Annotated in this window: 14 protein-coding genes; 4 read left to right on the top strand and 10 right to left on the bottom strand. The window is 60.9% G+C overall.

Features of this window, described 5'->3' with window-relative positions; all coding sequences use genetic code 11:
- Positions 1 to 67: 67 nt before the first annotated feature.
- Both ACIPY3_RS07135 and ACIPY3_RS07130 read left to right on the top strand, forming a co-directional pair.
- The gene (locus ACIPY3_RS07135; RefSeq protein ID WP_400331879.1) at positions 68 to 1,153 is read left to right on the top strand and encodes an S-(hydroxymethyl)mycothiol dehydrogenase; all 1,086 of its coding nucleotides are present in this window, start codon (positions 68 to 70) and stop codon (positions 1,151 to 1,153) included.
- Positions 1,150 to 1,821: an MBL fold metallo-hydrolase gene (locus ACIPY3_RS07130; RefSeq protein ID WP_400331876.1), complete on the top strand. Its 672-nt coding sequence runs from the start codon at positions 1,150 to 1,152 to the stop codon at positions 1,819 to 1,821. Before ACIPY3_RS07135 ends, ACIPY3_RS07130 begins: the two co-directional genes overlap by 4 nt.
- A gap of 99 nt (positions 1,822 to 1,920) precedes the next feature.
- On the opposite strand, the gene ACIPY3_RS07125 is transcribed toward ACIPY3_RS07130, so the two are convergent.
- Genes ACIPY3_RS07125 through ACIPY3_RS07115 form a run of 3 tightly spaced genes read right to left on the bottom strand, consistent with a single transcriptional unit; the run spans position 1,921 to position 3,972 of the window.
- Entirely contained in the window at positions 1,921 to 2,649 is a 729-nt protein-coding gene (locus ACIPY3_RS07125; RefSeq protein WP_400331873.1) for a biotin/lipoate A/B protein ligase family protein, read from the bottom strand.
- A complete protein-coding gene (locus ACIPY3_RS07120) occupies positions 2,649 to 3,452 on the bottom strand; it encodes a thioesterase family protein (RefSeq protein WP_400331870.1) in 804 nt (267 codons plus the stop codon). Before ACIPY3_RS07120 ends, ACIPY3_RS07125 begins: the two co-directional genes overlap by 1 nt.
- Before the next feature lie 31 nt (positions 3,453 to 3,483).
- A complete protein-coding gene (locus ACIPY3_RS07115) occupies positions 3,484 to 3,972 on the bottom strand; it encodes a DedA family protein (protein ID WP_400331867.1) in 489 nt (162 codons plus the stop codon).
- A 98-nt stretch (positions 3,973 to 4,070) separates the two neighbouring features.
- Between ACIPY3_RS07115 and ACIPY3_RS07110 the strand changes: the two genes are divergently transcribed.
- Positions 4,071 to 5,021: a hypothetical protein gene (locus ACIPY3_RS07110; RefSeq protein ID WP_400331864.1), complete on the top strand. Its 951-nt coding sequence runs from the start codon at positions 4,071 to 4,073 to the stop codon at positions 5,019 to 5,021.
- Here the strand turns inward: ACIPY3_RS07110 and ACIPY3_RS07105 are convergent.
- Positions 5,018 to 6,526, bottom strand: coding sequence for an FAD-dependent oxidoreductase (locus ACIPY3_RS07105; RefSeq protein ID WP_400331861.1), 1,509 nt, complete (start codon positions 6,524 to 6,526; stop codon positions 5,018 to 5,020). The two genes, ACIPY3_RS07110 and ACIPY3_RS07105, sit on opposite strands and share 4 nt — an antisense overlap.
- A 76-nt stretch (positions 6,527 to 6,602) precedes the next feature.
- Positions 6,603 to 7,100, bottom strand: a complete 498-nt coding sequence (locus ACIPY3_RS07100; RefSeq protein ID WP_400331858.1) for a DNA alkylation repair protein — start codon at positions 7,098 to 7,100, stop codon at positions 6,603 to 6,605.
- Positions 7,101 to 7,163: 63 nt separating this feature from the next.
- Here ACIPY3_RS07100 and ACIPY3_RS07095 point away from each other — a divergent pair, with 63 nt between their 5' ends.
- Positions 7,164 to 8,255, top strand: coding sequence for a YhcG family protein (locus ACIPY3_RS07095; protein ID WP_400331855.1), 1,092 nt, complete (start codon positions 7,164 to 7,166; stop codon positions 8,253 to 8,255).
- Positions 8,256 to 8,257: 2 nt separating this feature from the next.
- On the opposite strand, the gene ACIPY3_RS07090 is transcribed toward ACIPY3_RS07095, so the two are convergent.
- The 5 genes from ACIPY3_RS07090 to nrdE all read right to left on the bottom strand — a co-directional run bounded on the left by ACIPY3_RS07090 (position 8,258) and on the right by nrdE (position 16,489).
- On the bottom strand, positions 8,258 to 9,205 hold the full coding sequence (locus ACIPY3_RS07090; RefSeq protein ID WP_400331852.1) for a dienelactone hydrolase family protein: 948 nt from the start codon (positions 9,203 to 9,205) through the stop codon (positions 8,258 to 8,260).
- 86 nt (positions 9,206 to 9,291) lie between these two features.
- Positions 9,292 to 11,997, bottom strand: a complete 2,706-nt coding sequence (locus ACIPY3_RS07085; protein WP_400332605.1) for a KGGVGR-motif variant AAA ATPase — start codon at positions 11,995 to 11,997, stop codon at positions 9,292 to 9,294.
- Between the two features lie 569 nt (positions 11,998 to 12,566).
- The gene (nrdF, locus tag ACIPY3_RS07080; protein WP_397321585.1) at positions 12,567 to 13,541 is read right to left on the bottom strand and encodes a class 1b ribonucleoside-diphosphate reductase subunit beta; all 975 of its coding nucleotides are present in this window, start codon (positions 13,539 to 13,541) and stop codon (positions 12,567 to 12,569) included.
- Complete coding sequence (locus tag ACIPY3_RS07075; protein ID WP_400331849.1) at positions 13,538 to 14,332, bottom strand: NUMOD3 domain-containing DNA-binding protein; 795 nt, start codon at positions 14,330 to 14,332, stop codon at positions 13,538 to 13,540. Before ACIPY3_RS07075 ends, nrdF begins: the two co-directional genes overlap by 4 nt.
- Positions 14,333 to 14,347: 15 nt before the next feature.
- On the bottom strand, positions 14,348 to 16,489 hold the full coding sequence (gene nrdE / locus ACIPY3_RS07070; RefSeq protein ID WP_400332602.1) for a class 1b ribonucleoside-diphosphate reductase subunit alpha: 2,142 nt from the start codon (positions 16,487 to 16,489) through the stop codon (positions 14,348 to 14,350).
- Position 16,490: the final 1 nt, after the last annotated feature.

Here is a 16,490-nt window from a genome sequence, read left to right as displayed (position 1 = left end):
GGAATCCGTTGCAGGCCTGGTGCCTGCAACGGAACCCGCTGTCAGCGAGCCCGAAGGGAACACCTCCATGGTCCATGCAGTCAAGGGCGTCGTCGTACGCTCCAAAGGCGCCCCCGCAACACTCGAAACCGTCCTGGTCCCCGAACCAGGCCCCGGCGAAGCCCTGGTGGACATCCTCACCAGCGGCGTCTGCCACACAGACCTCCACTACAAACTCGGCGGAATCAGCGACGATTTCCCGTTCCTCCTTGGCCACGAGGCCACCGGTGTGGTTAACGCCGTGGGACCCGACGTCACGGACATCGCTCCGGGCGACCGCGTGGTCCTGAACTGGCGTGCAGTATGCGGGAACTGCCGCGCATGCAACCGCGGCCAGGCGCAGTACTGCTTCAACACCCATAACGCCACCCAGAAGATGACCCTCGAAGACGGCACGGAACTGTCCCCCGCCTTGGGCATCGGCGCATTCATCGAGAAGACGCTCGTGGCCGCCGGACAGTGCACCAAGGTGGATCCCGAAGCCGATCCCGCCGCCGTAGGGCTGCTGGGCTGCGGCGTCATGGCAGGTTTGGGTGCCGCACTGAACACGGGCGGCGTTAAGCGTGGCGACTCGGTGGCCGTCATTGGCTGCGGCGGAGTGGGCGTGGCCGCCATCGCCGGTGCCGCTTTGGCCGGAGCCACCACCATCATTGCCGTCGACATTGACGCCAAGAAGCTCGAACGGGCCAAGGAACTGGGTGCAACGCACACGGTGGACTCCTCCGCCGGCGATCCTGTCGAAGAGATCCGTGCCCTGACCGGCGGCTTCGGCGCTGACGTGGTGATTGACGCCGTCGGACGCCCGGAAACCTACAAGCAAGCCTTCTACGCGCGCGACCTTGCCGGAACGGTTGTCCTGGTTGGCGTCCCCACCCCTGAGATGACGCTCGATCTTCCGCTGCTGGACGTCTTCGGGCGCGGCGGATCCCTCAAGTCCTCGTGGTACGGCGACTGCTTGCCCTCCAGGGACTTCCCCATGCTCGTGGACCTCTACAAGCAGGGCAAGCTGGACCTCGATGCCTTCGTCACTGAACGCATCACCATCAACCAGGTGGAAGAAGCCTTCGACAAAATGCACCAAGGTGCCGTCCTCCGATCGGTGGTGGAACTGTGAGCCAGTCCAACAACGCACGCATTGACCGCGTCGTCACCTCAGGGACTTTCTCCCTGGACGGCGGAACCTGGGACGTGGACAACAACGTCTGGATCATCGGCGATGACACCGAGTGCATCGTCATCGACCCTGCCCATGACCCCCAGGCGATCGCCGACGCCGTCAGCGGCCGGACCGTCACGGCGATCCTCCTGACCCACGGGCACGACGATCACATCCGGTACGCGGGCGAATTCCGCGACCTCGTCAAGGCCCCCGTCCACCTGCACAAGGAAGACTGGATGCTGTGGCACGCAGTGTTCCCGGACGCGGACCCGGACCAGGGAATCGAGGATGGCGACGAGTTCACCGTGGGTGGTGCCACGCTGAAGGCGCTCCACACCCCCGGCCACTCCCCCGGATCGGTGTCCTTCCTGCTGCCTGCCGGCTCCCCCGAAGCGGCGGACCAAACGGGCGTCGCCACCGTGTTCAGCGGAGACACCCTGTTCCAAGGCGGCCCGGGAGCTACCGGCCGGTCCTACAGCGATTTCCCCACCATCATCGAATCCATCCGGACACGCCTTTTGACGCTCCCGGAAGACACTGTGGTCCTGACCGGCCACGGAGAGTCCACCAGCATCGGCGCGGAATCACCGCACCTGGACGAGTGGATCGCGCGCGGGCACTGACCCGTCATTATCCCTGGGGATCACCCTCCGGGACCGGCCGCCTGCCCGAATGCCGGGCGGCGGCCGGTTCCAGGCGGCATATCGTGCCCGGAGCCCGTTTCAGGCGATAAGTGCCCCGAAGTCCCCTTCGACGACGTCAGCATAGGTGCCGTACGCCTGCACCACCGCATCCTCCACGGTGGCTACATCGAGGTGCGGAAGGAGGTCATTGGCGGCCCCGGCCGTGGCCGGATCCCATTCCAGGCCCAGGGCCTCGTAGCTAGCCGTGAGGACTTCACGGATGGGGGCGGAATTCTCCACCACAATGACCGAACTGAACAACCATCCCCCGGAGACGACGCGCTGCGCCGTGCCAATCAGCTTGATGCGGTGCGCCGGGAATACCGGATCTTCGCCGTGCACGCTGAACTCGCCCGGGCAGTACTCGCCGGGGATTTCGCCGACGGCGGCATGGACGCCCACGCTGCGCAGCGCACCGGCCAACAACTCGCCGAATTCCGAGAAACGGGCTTTGGCTTTGACGATCGCATCAGGGTGCGGCTCAACATGGTCCACCACGAGTGTTCCTTGGTGGTAGGCGGCGGCGCGTCCGCCGGCCTTGCGGACCAGCGGCTCAAAACCCAGGTTCCGGCACGCTTCCTCCGCAGCCTTGAAACCGGGAAGATTCGCGTCCCGTTGCCCAAAGGCCACCGTGGGCTCCGGGCGGTAAAGACGCAAGGAAGGTGTGAGTTCACCCCTTCGTGCGCGTTGCAGCAATTCCAGCGCAAAGTCCAGGTCCTTGGCCGCGCCCAAGGTTTGGGGTTGCCGGTAGACAGTGAGGGCGGCCATCAGCTCTTCCTCAGGGTCAGGATCTGTTCGGCCCTGCCGAACGGCCCGTCCAGGTCATGGAGCACGGTGGAGGTCAGGCCGATGCCGTCGGCGCCGAAGGACACTTTGTTGTCCAGTCCAAGCCACTCGCCGGCCGGTTCCCTGTACATATGGACCTGCAGGTCGACGTTGGGAAAGATGTAGCTGTTCTCCCCTGGCGGCACCCTGGCTGCGATACCGTTGGCCGTATCCACCAGACCCATCAGGCGTGCCAGGTCGCTGCTGTCTTCCTGGTCAGTCAACGGATGCATGGTGCGGATCCAGACCCTTCCCGAGCCCGGCCGGTGCCCCTCGGCCATGCGCATCTCCAAGGAGCGGATATACCCGCCTGGCCAAACACTGGCACCGTCCCACGGCTTGCATTCGTCCGGGGAGGGCATGCCCTCATCCTCGACAGCCGCGACGGCACTGGTATCACTGGTCACCATGCGCCAGGCCGTTGCACGGATGGCCGGGCGGCCCGCGGCCACCAGTTCGGCCTGGATCAGTTCGATGGTGCGGCCCGGCCGCAGGGTGGAGGTGGTTACCTGAAACTCACCGCCGGGGATCAGGCCAAGGATTTCGTAGCTGATCCGCGCCATCCGGACATCGCTTCGTGGTTCGTGGCGGACCAGGGCGTCGGCGATGATGCCCGAGGCCGGGGCCATGTGCTGCTCGTGGGGGTTCCAGGCGCCCTGGGCATGGATGGTTGAGCGGTACCGGCCATCACCCAACGATTCGTAGTAGAAATCGCCTTCCGCCAGTTCCGGTAATGCAGTAGTCAAGCCGAACCTTTCGCCGATGCAGCAGTAGAACTCAGACCACTGTATCCGCAGATTTGGCCGCTGCCCGACGCCGCCGGGCCATGACGATGACTACCACGAGGATTGCGACGACGGCGATGGCCACTGCCGCTCCCACCGGCGACGCAGCGGCTACCGCCAACCACGCTTCCAAGGCGGCCAGCCCGATGGTCGCGTAGAGCACCGCCCACAGCACCGAACCAACAATGGCCGCCGGCACGTATCGCCGAAGCGGCATCCGCGCGGCACCTGCTGCGAGGTTCACGGCCGTTTGGAGGCCGATGGTGAGGAAGGAAACCACGACGGCGTAGGGTCCCCAGCGCCGGATCAGCGCCTGGGCACGGGCTGCTTTGGGGTTTTCCAACGAGGCCCCGAAGCGGGTGTGGGCAAACCCTGCCACGGCTCCCCGGCCCAGCCAGTAGGTGGCATTGACACGGATCATGACAATGGCGAAGAGCGCCGCGAGCGCGACGCCGAAGGGCAAGCTCATGATCTGGTCCACGTGACTTAGGCTACCCTAAGCCGAGGTGGGCCGCCGACCCGACGCCGCGTAGCTGGTATCCAGCCGGCTACCCAGGACAAGGACCCTAGGATAAGGGCATGGACCTCAGCGATGCCGCCCAGGAGTTGTATGCCGTGCTGCCGCGCGACTTCACCGCCAGGCGAACGGCCTTGGCCCGGGAAGCCAAGGACTCAGGGAACAAGGACCTGGCCAAAGAGATCACTGCCTTGCCAAAGCCGGCCGCCGGTGCCTGGGCCATCAACATACTGGCGGTCAACAAGCCCGAGGTGATTGACGGCGTCGTACGCTTTGGTGTTGCGCTGCGCCATGCGCAGGAGGAGGGCGACGCCGAAGCTTTCCGTGAACTGGGACAGCGGCGCCAGGCCGAACTGGCCACGGCGGTGAAAGCCGCGAAGGACCTGGCCGGTGAGTTGGGAGCCGGGCTGAGCGCGGCGGCCGCTGCCGACGTCGAGCAGACCATCCGCGCGGCGATGTCCGACGCCGGGGCTGCCGCGGCCGTTGTTACTGGACGGCTGGTTCGCGGGCTCAGCAGCAGCGGTTTCGAAGCGGTGGACCTCAGCGGCGCGATCGCCGCGGGCAGTCCCGAAGATACGGTTCCCCGCCAACCCGAACCGGACCCGCGTCCGCAGCCCGCAAGGAAGTCCGCGCGGCAAACCCCGGAGAAGGCGAAGGCCAAGGCCCCCGAGGAGGCCGCGACGTCGCTGGCCGAGCGCCGTGCCGCCAAACGGCAAGCCGCCCTCACCGAAGCAACAGCCGACTACGAAACCGCCGACAAAGAAGCGCGCGGAGCCGAAGAAACGGCCAACGGGACCTGGGAGGCAGTCAAGGCGCTGGAGCGCCGACGCAAGGAAGTTCGGTCAAACCTTGAGGATGCCAAGAAGCGCCTGGCATCGCTTGAAGCCGAACTGATCGGCATCACCAGGGATGCCGAAGCCGCGGAATCAACCAACAAACAGGCAGTCCGAACCGCAACGCAAAAGCGGCGCGCAGCCGATCAGGCAAAGCGCCGGCTTGAACGGCTGGGTTAGTCCTTCTCTTTGGCCGGAGGTTTTTGCAGATTGTGCGTGGCGGGTCCTTCCAAGTACTTTCCCTCGGGAGTGAACCGGGAGCCGTGCAGCGGGCAATCCCACGATTTCTCGGCATCGTTCCAGGTCAACAGCCCACCCAAGTGGGCGCAACTGGCAGACACCATGCACACGTTGCCATCCACCGTGGATACTGCCGCGGGTTCGCCCTTGTACAGCCCCACCACTCCCTTGCCCTCCGGCGGCCTGGTCTCCCCGGTGATTTCAGGGTTCCTTTTCACCCGCGCCCGGTCATCGATCATCCGCTTTGCCGTTGAGGCGTTCAGGCGGATGGCCTCCGCGGCGCCCTGCGGATGGGTGACCCTGTGGTGGATGGTGGTTGCCCAGTCCGAATGACCGCCCAGGATGTCTGCGGTAACGGACAGCGCCGCGGCCACACCATTGCTCATGCCCCACTTGTTGTAGCCCGTGGCGAACAGGATCCGGCCGTGCCCCCGGGGCAGCTTGCCGAAGAACGGCATCAGGTTGGTAGCCCGGTAGTCCTGGGCAGACCACGTGTGCGTGACTTCACCGCCGGGATAGTGCTGATGCGCCCACGCCAGCAAGGCCTCCACGTGGGACTTGGGGGACTTTGCCCGGCCTCCCGGGTGGCCATAGCCACCCACCAGGAGCAACTCGCCCTGGTCCGTGGGAAAGGTCCGCTGCGAGCGCGTGGGCGGGTCAATGGACAAGTACATTCCGCCGGGAATTTTGCTGTCAGCGGGAAACCTCAGGGCAGCCGCATAGGACCGGTTCGGCTCAAGCTTGGCGAAGTAGAGGCCGCGGTCCAGTATGGGGGTTCCTGTGGCCAGCACGACGGTGTCAGCCGTGAAGGAGCCCTTCCGCGTGGTGACCTCCAGGGGCTGGCCGGAACCGACGTTCTGCACCTGGACACCCTCGACCACCAGGCCGCCATGATCCCGGATGTCACGGACCAGGACCTCCAGCACGTCCATCGGGTTGACCTGGACCTGGTTCTCCAGTTCCAGGGCTTCCACCACATGGAACGGCAGGCCCGCATCCCTGCTGAAGTGGACATCCAAACCCGCGTCTCGCGATACCGCAGCTTCCTTCCGAAGCCGCTGGCCGCCGTCGTCGCTGGTTGCGAAAGTAACGGCGGTGCGCCGTTGGTGTGCAATACCCTGCTGGTCCATGTACTGGGTCAGCCAAGCTTGTCCGCTCTTGTTGGCTTCGACGTACGCCTGCACCATCTTCAGCGAGTACTGGGCACGCAGGCTGGACAGGACTCCCCCTTGCAGGAGGCTCAGTTTGCCGGTGGTGTTTCCCGTGGTCACGGCACCCACCGTCCGGGCTTCGAAGACCGCCACCCGCTGCCCGGAACGGGAAAGCAACAGCGCAGCCACCAGGCCCGTCAATCCTGCACCGGCAACTATCGTGTCAAAGTGTTTCCCGTCGGGGAGCGGATCGGAGGTCATGCCGGCTTCGCGGTCCAGCCACAGCGATTTCATCAAACAACCTGCCTCTCAATCCATGAAAATTGACATCTGGCATGTGTTGGGGAAAACGCTAGGCCGGTCCTGGGGGCTAATCAAGGGGCGGCTGCCGGCCTGAGGCAAGCGCCGACGCCCGGCGCAGCGCCGGATCCGGGTCCTGCGCCCACCGCTCCAATACCTTCCCGGCCCTCTCCTTGGCTTGGCCCTGGAGCCGCTCAACCAGAGGACGGACCACATCAAGGGCGAGGGGATCGGCCAGATTCCCGGTTCCGGCCTGCCTGAGGAAGCCTTCAATACGGGTGAGGTCAGTGTTGACCAGTACGCCCACCTTGGTTTGCAGGAGGACCACCGCCGCCAGCCTCCGTTCGAAGACGGGCGTGGACCACAACTCTGAGCTGAGGGCCGTGATGTCGTCATGGCCCAGGTCCTTGTAGCGCTTGAGCGCGTCCCGGACCGTCCCGCGGACCGCCCCCACCGAGGCACCGTACACTTCCACGCCGTCCCCGGCGCGCTCACGGTTTTCGTAGGCCTTCTCCCACGAGGACTCCCGTTGCAGGGTGTAGTCCACGAATTCGCCGGCATCGCTCACGCCCCTATTCTGTCAGTGCCTCCTCCTAGCGTGGTTCCCGCCAGCCCATCGACAGGAGACACCATGCCGTCGCAAGACCTCGTTACCGATGCCGCCTCCTTCCCGGGGGTGCCTGCTGCTTCCACCATGCCCGACTGGTACCCAGCGCTGTTGAACACCGTTGCCAAGGAGGTCCGCGCCGGGCGGACGCGGGCCCAGGCTGCGGCCAACGGTGAGTTGCTGGCTTCCTACTGGAGCATCGGGAAGCACCTTGCCGAGCGCGAATCCGAACAAGGGTGGGGCGCCAAGGTGGTCACGCGCTTGTCGGCGGACATCCGCACCCGGTTCCCGGAAGCCAAGGGCTTCTCCCCCAGGAACCTCCGCTACATGAAGAGCTTCGCCCAGGCCTGGCCGGACTACCCAATGTTGCAAGCGCCGCTTGCAACATTGCCGTGGTACCACCAGATCGCTCTCCTGGAAAAGCTCGACGACGGCGCCACGCGGCTTTGGTACGCCGCGGCAGCTGCTGCCCATGGCTGGTCACGCAACGTGATGGTGCACCAGATCGCCACACGCCTGCACGAGCGCTCCGGCCAGGCCATCACCAACTTCGCCTCAACCATGGTTCCGGCTGATTCGGACCTCGCGCAGCAGGCCACCAAGGATCCCTACGTCTTCGATTTCCTCTCCATGACCGAACGGCACACCGAACGGGACCTCGAGCTGCAATTGGTGAAGCACGTGGAAAAGTTCCTGCTGGAACTGGGGCAGGGATTCGCGTTCGTGGGCGAGCAGGTGCGGCTGGAGATCAGCGGGGACGAATTCTTTGCCGACCTGCTTTTCTACCATCTGAAACTGCGCTGCTACATGGTGATCGAGCTGAAAGCCGTGAAGTTCGAGCCCGGTTTCCTCGGCCAGCTGGGCATGTACATGGCAGCCGTGGACGACCTCATGGCGCACCCGGACGACAAGCCCACCATCGGCCTGCTGCTGTGCAAGGAGAAAAACAGCGTGGTGGCCGAGTACGCGCTGCGCGGCTTCAACACTCCCATCGGCATCGCCGAGTGGCGGACCTCCTTGGCCGATTCCCTGCCCGATGACCTGGTTTCCAGCCTGCCGAGCATCGAGACGTTGGAAGCGGAGTTGGCCAGCGAGGCTGAACGGCTTGGTGGCTAGGATCAGACGTTGTCCTTGAACCACTGCAAGGTATCGTTCCAGGCCGCGATGGCCTGTGCCTCTACATAGCGGTCGCTGGTGTCGTTATGGAAGGCATGGTCCACGCCCGGGTAGACCTTGAGCTGGTGCTTGACGGTGGACTTGTCCAACGCTTCCTTGAGTTGCGGCATGGGGCCGGTGATCCGGGCGTCCTTCTCCGCGTACACTCCGTACACCGCAGGCTTGATGCCCGGGACCTTCGCAAGGTCCGGGGCGGGTCCGTAGAACGCGCTGGTCGCCTTCAGGCCTTGGATCTCGGTACTTGACTGCCACGTAATGCCTCCGCCGAAGCAGAAGCCCACCATGGCGATACGCCCCTGATCCACGAAGTCCTGGCCGTTGAGGTAATCGAACGCGGCTTTGAAGTCGTTCACGTGCCGCTGAGCGCCGGCGTTCGTCAAAGCCCCGGGAACCGCGTCCGGATCCATGGTTGCCGTACCGCCCTCCCGGCTCAGCAAGTCCAAGGCCAGGGCAGCGTAACCCTCCTTGGCGAAGCGGCGCGCAACGTCCTGGATGTGCGGGGTCAGCCCGCGGTTCTCGTGGCAGATCAGCACTGCCGGGCCTGGCTTGCCACCCTCTGGACGGGCCAGGTAGCCGCTGATGTCCGTCCCCTGGGCCGGGAACTTCACCGTTTCAGTGGTCAGTCCAGCTGCTCCTTCAGGTACGGAGAGCGGGCTCTTGGCGTTCGGCACGGCAGTAGCACTCGCGCCGGACACCGTAGACGCGTTGGGGGTTGGCATCGGAGTTCCGTTCCGGGGCACCTCCTCCGGCGTGCAGCCAACCAGGGTCATCGCAGCGGCGGCAGCTGTCATGCTGCCCATGATGAACGCGACCCGCCTGGTAAAGGTGTGGTGCGACATCTCGCCGGCACGGTTGTCCTCCCCTGCATTGACGTTGGGATCATCGATCAACTTTAAGGAAGCGTAAGTCTGAGATACACGGCGCGACTGAATTTGTCGATTTCGCATTCAGCCGAGTACATGTTACTGCTTCTTGCTTAGCTCAAGTTATTTCGCTTGCGGACCAAATCGGCGATGGCAAGAACCCTGGGGCGTCCAGTAGCCTTGAATCCTAGGCCGTGCCTGAATATCTCGGGTATCCAGAAGACATCATCTTCGCGGAAAAGAATGCCATTTGCGGAGAGTAGTTCTACGTCATCCTTAGATAATTGCACGTCTTCTTGAGCAAATGGCAGTTGCTTCTTGTACGCAGGCAAATTTTTTAGGGCAGTCAAAGTCTTACCAATTCGAGGAGTTTCCTCGCCAATGGCTTGGATTTTCTGAAGACTACATACCGGCAGAGCACTCCGCATTGCACTTGGCACAAGCAGGCGATCAACGTACCGCACATCAGAGATCGAGTCACGTGCGGCTTCCGCCACAAACGTTACAATGTCACGCGCCTGGATTTGACGATTGAAATCGGATAGGGCCGCAAGGAACCACCCCCTGGACCGTGCCTGCCGAGAGTTCGTGGTCCCCATCTTCTCACCCCAGACATCATGCAAATATTGCACCAACTCCGGCCCCTGAGCATCCACAATCTGCTGCTCATTGAGTTCATTCAGCGCATTGGCACCCGACGCAACCCAAAGGGCTAGCCGGGTAGCTTCGTCCGGATCCCAGACCAAGTCGTAATCACGGTACAGCGCTAGGAGTTGCGCAGAATTCTGCCTGACGGCCGACTGAATGAGGTCGCGACGAACAAACACAATTAAACCCAACGGCCTTCCGGGCATACTCCTAAGCCAATCCAAGCAGTCAGTTAGGAGGACGCGCAGGGCCTTCTGCTGCTCCTCGTTGACTGCGATCTCTTGAAGGATGTCTTCCAAGCCGTCGATCAGGAAAATGCGAGTTTGCCCAGATTTTGAGAAATCACGCAATACGCTTTCCACGGTGTCGTCATGTGCATTCAATCCGATAGATTTGGCCAAGCAGCACAGCCAACGCAGTCGCCACTGCTTATCTGACAGTCCTTGATCAACGCCTTCGGATATTAACTCCTTGAGCTCAAGTCGCGTCGGGGCGAACTCTCCAATCTCGGCCGAAGATTCGTGGCGAATCAGGTCGACCATCTTCTCTGCATCCTTACCTAAACTGCTCGACACTAATACAGGAACCAAGCCAGAGTCGAAAGCAACACCTTCGACATGGACAGCCTCTGCATAGGCCTTCCAAGTACGACGAAATGTCATCTGAAGCTGGGTAAAAGTCTTTCCTGCACCTTTGGCCCCCGAAACAACGCATATTGGAGATTCAGTCCGGTGTGACTCCAATAGACTGCGCAAGGATTTCGTTGGTAGGAGATGCTGGACTTCTGCATTTTCGGCAAATGCAAGCTTGCTAGCAAATTCTGCCAGAGCTTGACGCTTAGAAGTTAGTGAAGTCGGAAAAATCTTCGATGATGTAGCCTCAGCTGCAGCAAAGCGAAGATCGCTTGCGAGCTCCGAAAATAGCCTCGGCAGACCTGCTTCACGAACCCGATCAACGACAGAACTCCAAGCTGCAGGAAGGCCAAGAAGAGGCTCCTGGAATTCACTGAGGATGGGACTCAGGTCTCCAGCCGATGCGACTTCGTAATTTTCTTCTTGGAAGTCCTCAGGTTTCTTTGAAGTCGCAGCGTCTCCAAGGGCGTTTCGAAGCCTCGCCACGGCACTCGTGAGGAGCTCTTCATGACCCTGGCTTCGATATTGCGTAAGCACCAACTGTGGGCTTGGATCATCGCTTCCACCGGGCGCTCTTTGGCCCAGTACCTTTATGGTATCAACCGTTCCTTCTATAGATTGGGAACTGACAGTCGTCACGAATACGCGCTGTATTCGTGGATCGAGAAGTAAGGACGCCGAAAGTTCACTCATTCCGGCACGAAGGTCGATCACGACAGTTCTCGCCCCAACGGCTTGAGCGAGGCTGACGAGTGACTCTGTAAGGAAGTACGGGCTCCGCGTAGGCGTCAAGAGATCTACCGGTTCAATTCGAGGCGGTGTAATCCGATGCAGATCTCGACGCGCCGGCATCACCACTATATTTCCCAAGGTTTGATTTGGAAGATAAGACGAGGCAATTCGGACGGCATCGTCTGGATAACTTTCAGCAGATCCGTGAAGCAATGCTAAGAAATCTTCGTAGGCGAAGTCCGTTCGCTTCCCCTCGTTCGCATACAACCAGGAGATACCCGGAGCTTCCAAGTCACCATCCACCAGCAACACCTTCTGACTCTCTGCAACAGAAAGAGCTAGTGCTATTCCGTGGAGCGTTCTCCCTACGCCTCCTTTGTACGAGTGAAGGGCGATGACGTTGATCGAGGTATCGAGATGTACTTCTGGCGGGCTCATTGGTCGCGCCATGTCGGCTACGACTCTGCGCTCCCGCCAGCGAGGCTCACGGCGAACTTCATGGGAATCACCGTAGACGAGCGATATTGGAAGAATCCTTGTTTCAAGCGAACGTGGACCTGCCTCAAGGATAAGTCCGAGTTCGTTTTCGCTGTCAGACATTGAATTCGGTCCGAAATTTTCCGTAAACCACATGACAATATCGGAGGTTGAAGTCGCATCAGCCACAGTTAGTTCGACCGAGTCCCAGTATGCATCACACTCTTTGAGCCACTCGGGCCAAGCACCTCGACCCAAAAGCCAAAGCATCCTGGTCTCGACATCGACCCATGTATAAATGCGAGCGGGGAGAGTGAGGTCGGCGTTCATGTTCACTTCGCAGCCCCCTCTTCCTTTGCGCACCAGTTCAAAAGACTCTCCAACACTGTGTTAGCTTGCACTTCGTGGTCCTCCTTCAGATCACGTCCGTAACGCCAAGCTTGATGCAACTCGTGATCCTCGACATACCCTGCACGTTGATTCCTTGGCGCACATCGAAGCAATGCAACATCGATAGAACCTGGAAGCCGAAGTTCTTTCGCTAACTTGCGTAGGCTATGAGTTCGAAGCTCTTCAGGTAATTCCGCAGTGTCCCGCAAACTAGAACGCCGCATCAATGCCGCTTTTAGGCCGCATTCTGCCGCATAAACGAGAAGCAACGACGAGGACGAACTGGCTCCGAGTTTACTCGCCTCCAGAGCATGGTTTCTTGAACTCGCCCGCAATTCGCGAACCCCAACATCTACCGGCATTCAAGCATCACCTTGTAGACCACAGTTATAGATGTAAAAGAAATGCAATTACAGACTCCGTCTTTATTCTCATCCCACAAGAAGTCGTACAAGAAGTCTGGCACCACCACGAGACGAAGAAACGCACGGCTCGGCAGTGGACCGAGACTAGAACTCCCAGTCCTCGTCCTCCGTGTTCACGGCCTTGCCGATGACGTAGGAGGAGCCCGAGCCGGAGAAGAAGTCGTGGTTCTCGTCGGCGTTCGGGGACAGGGCGGAAAGGATGGCCGGGTTCACGTCGGTGACGGATGCCGGGAACATGGCTTCGTAGCCCAGGTTCATGAGGGCCTTGTTGGCGTTGTAGTGCAGGAACTTCTTGACGTCCTCGGCCAGGCCAACGCCGTCGTAGAGGTCGTGCGTGTACTGGACTTCGTTTTCGTACAGTTCGAAGAGGAGCTCGAACGTGTAGTCCTTGATCTCTTGCTTGCGCGCCTCGGAAACCTTCTCAAGGCCCTTCTGGAACTTGTAGCCGATGTAATAACCGTGCACGGCCTCGTCGCGGATGATGAGGCGAATGAGGTCGGCTGTGTTCGTGAGCTTGGCGCGGGAAGACCAGTACATGGGCAGATAGAAGCCCGAGTAGAAGAGGAAGCTTTCCAGCAGGGTGGAAGCGACCTTGCGCTTCAAGGGGTCGTCGCCCTGGTAGTAATCCATGACGATCTGCGCCTTCTTCTGCAGGTTCTCATTCTCGAGCGACCAGCGGAAAGCGTCGTCAATCTCCTTGGTGGAGCACAGGGTGGAGAAAATGGACGAGTACGACTTGGCGTGCACCGACTCCATGAAGGCGATGTTGGTGTACACAGCTTCTTCGTGCGGGGTCAGCGCATCCGGGATCAAGGAAACCGCACCGACGGTGCCCTGGATGGTGTCCAGCAGGGTGAGGCCGGTGAAGACACGCATGGTGAGCTGCTGCTCCTGCGGCGTCAGCGTGTGCCACGACTGGACGTCGTTGGACAGCGGCACTTTCTCCGGCAGCCAGAAGTTGTTGACCAGGCGGTTCCAGACTTCCACGTCCTTGTCATCCTGGATCTTGTTCCAGTTGATGGCTTCGACGTGGCTCAGGAGCTTCACTTTCTCAGTCATTTGTCGTTTTCACTTTCTCGCATGAGCTTGGCTTGTGCTGCATCGTCGATGCAATGCTGACAGGTGGGCTTCACGATGCCCTTGTTAGTGTGATGGCGGGTGTGGGCGCTTCGGCGGCTGGATGGCTTTGATACGCCTCTACGTGCCGCTGACATCTTGGCTCGCGTCTCGGCGCTGGCCGTCTTTCCGTAGTTTGGGTTGCCTTCACCCGTGAAGGCTTCGGAAAGCGCCTGACGTGCCTCTGCCGACATGGTGTGCCCGAAGCCTGGATGATCCCGACCGTACCTCCCAAAATTAGGATTGTCCGGTCCCACAAACGTGCCCTTGCGCTCCTCTGCCCACTTCTGACGCTGCTCCGTCGAATGTGACATGCCAAAGAATGGATTTTCCTCACCGAATCGGCTCAGACCTTTGCGCCCTTTGGATCGAAGACGAGCAGCATCACGCATTTCGTCCGTCCAGACCACTCCGGTCGGGCCCAGCCCACCATCTGAGAGATTCAGGAGACGATCACCTTGGCTTCTCAAATATGCGATCCAGTCAACTTCGGCCCGTCCAAGCTGATCCAGTCCTTCGAGCCAATCGAGTTCATCGGCTATCAGGTCTGCGGGATTCTGTTTTCTGACCCAGTCGTAGAACGGAGTTTTGCGGCCTTGAGCCGCAACCCTGAGATGTTGGTGGAACCGACGGCTGGCGGTCTTGGTCGTAATTCCGACATAGCGGTACTCGACCTCGCGTCGAAGCCTGATGCCATAGACCAAGCCGCCTGTCGCCGTCGTAATCCCTTTCATCTCAAAGCACCACCGTCATAGGGCACATGAAACACAGCCCTCCACCTCGGTGCCCTCAAGAGCCATCTGGCGGAGACGGATGTAGTAGAGCGTCTTGATGCCCTTGCGCCATGCGTAGATCTGGGCCTTGTTGATGTCCCGCGTGGTGGCGGTGTCCTTGAAGAACAGCGTCAGGGACAAGCCCTGGTCGACGTGCTGCGTGGCAGCGGCGTAGGTGTCGATGATCTTCTCGTAGCCGATCTCGTACGCGTCCTGGTAGTACTCCAGGTTGTCGTTGGTCAGGTACGGAGCCGGGTAGTAGACGCGGCCGATCTTACCTTCCTTGCGGATTTCGATCTTGGCGGCCACCGGGTGGATCGACGAGGTGGAGTTGTTGATGTAGCTGATGGAACCGGTAGGCGGAACAGCCTGGAGGTTCTGGTTGTAGATGCCGTGCTCCATGACCGAGGCCTTGAGTTCGCGCCAGTCGTCCTGGGTAGGAATCTGGTGGCCAGCGAACAGTTCACGGACACGCTCGGTTTCCGGAGCCCATTCCTGCTCGGTGTACTTGTCGAAGAACTCGCCGCTTGCGTACTTGGAGTTTTCGAAGCCGCCGAAGGTCTGGCCCGTTTCGATGGCCAGCTTGTTGGAGGCACGCAGGGCGTGGAACAGCACCGTGTAGAAGTAGATGTTGGTGAAGTCCAACCCCTCTTCGGAACCGTAGTGGACGTGCTCACGGGCAAGGTAGCCGTGCAGGTTCATCTGGCCAAGGCCGATTGCGTGGCTCTGGGCGTTGCCCTGGGCAATCGAGGGCACCGAGTTGATGTAGGACATGTCCGAGACCGCGCTGAGCGCACGGATGGACGTCTCGATCGACAGGCCGAAGTCCGGCGAGTCCATGGTCTTGGCGATGTTCATGGAACCGAGGTTGCAGGAGATGTCCTTGCCCACGGTTTCGTAGTTCAGGTCCTCGCTGTAAATGGACGGCGTGGAAACCTGCAGGATCTCCGAGCACAGGTTGCTCATGGTGATCTTGCCGTCGATCGGGTTGGCCCGGTTCACCGTGTCCTCGAACATGATGTACGGGTAGCCGGACTCGAACTGGATCTCGGCGAGCGTCTGGAAGAACTCGCGGGCGTTGATCTTGGACTTCTTGATCCGGGAATCGTCCACCATCTCGTAGTACTTCTCCGTCACGGAGATGTCGGAGAAGGGCACACCGTAAACGCGCTCAACGTCGTACGGCGAGAAGAGGTACATGTCCTCGTTCTTCTTGGCGAGCTCGAACGTGATGTCCGGAATCACCACGCCCAAGGAGAGGGTCTTGATGCGGATCTTCTCGTCGGCGTTCTCGCGCTTGGTGTCCAGGAAGCGGTAGATGTCCGGGTGGTGGGCGTGCAGGTACACGGCACCTGCACCCTGGCGGGCACCGAGCTGGTTGGCGTAGGAGAAGCTGTCTTCGAGGAGCTTCATCACGGGGATCACGCCGGAGGACTGGTTTTCGATCTGCTTGATCGGGGCACCGTGCTCGCGGATGTTGGTCAGCGAGAGGGCAACGCCGCCACCGCGCTTGGAAAGCTGCAGAGCCGAGTTGATGCCACGGGCGATCGACTCCATGTTGTCCTCGATACGGAGGAGGAAGCAGGAAACGAGCTCGCCGCGCTGCGCCTTGCCGGCATTAAGGAACGTGGGGGTAGCCGGCTGGAAGCGTCCGTCGATGATCTCGTCCACCAGGCGGGTGGCGAGTTCTTCGTTGCCGCGGCCAAGGTGGAGGGCCACCATGCAGACGCGGTCTTCGTAGCGCTCAAGGAAGCGCTTGCCGTCGAAAGTCTTCAAGGTGTAGGAGGTGTAGAACTTGAAGGCGCCGAGGAAGGTCTCGAAGCGGAACTTCTTCTTGTACGCCCGGTTGAAGAGGTCGCGGATGAAGTTCATGGTGTACTGGTCCAGCGTTTCGCGCTCGTAGTACTGGTTCTTCACCAGGTAGTCGAGCTTCTCTTCCAGGTCATGGAAGAACACCGTGTTGTTGTTCACGTGCTGCAGGAAGTACTGGTGAGCAGCTTCGCGGTCTGCCTCGAACTGGATCTCGCCATTGGCGCCATACAGGTTCAGCATCGCGTTGAGCTCGTGATAGCCAAGGCCTTTATAGGCCTCCGGCAGTGGCTTCTTGGCCGTGTCCACA

This window comes from Paenarthrobacter sp. NPDC089714 (assembly GCF_044748905.1).
GTDB lineage: Bacteria > Actinomycetota > Actinomycetes > Actinomycetales > Micrococcaceae > Arthrobacter.
Note: the sequence above shows the minus strand (reverse complement) of the source record. Positions and strands in the feature narration are given on the sequence as shown.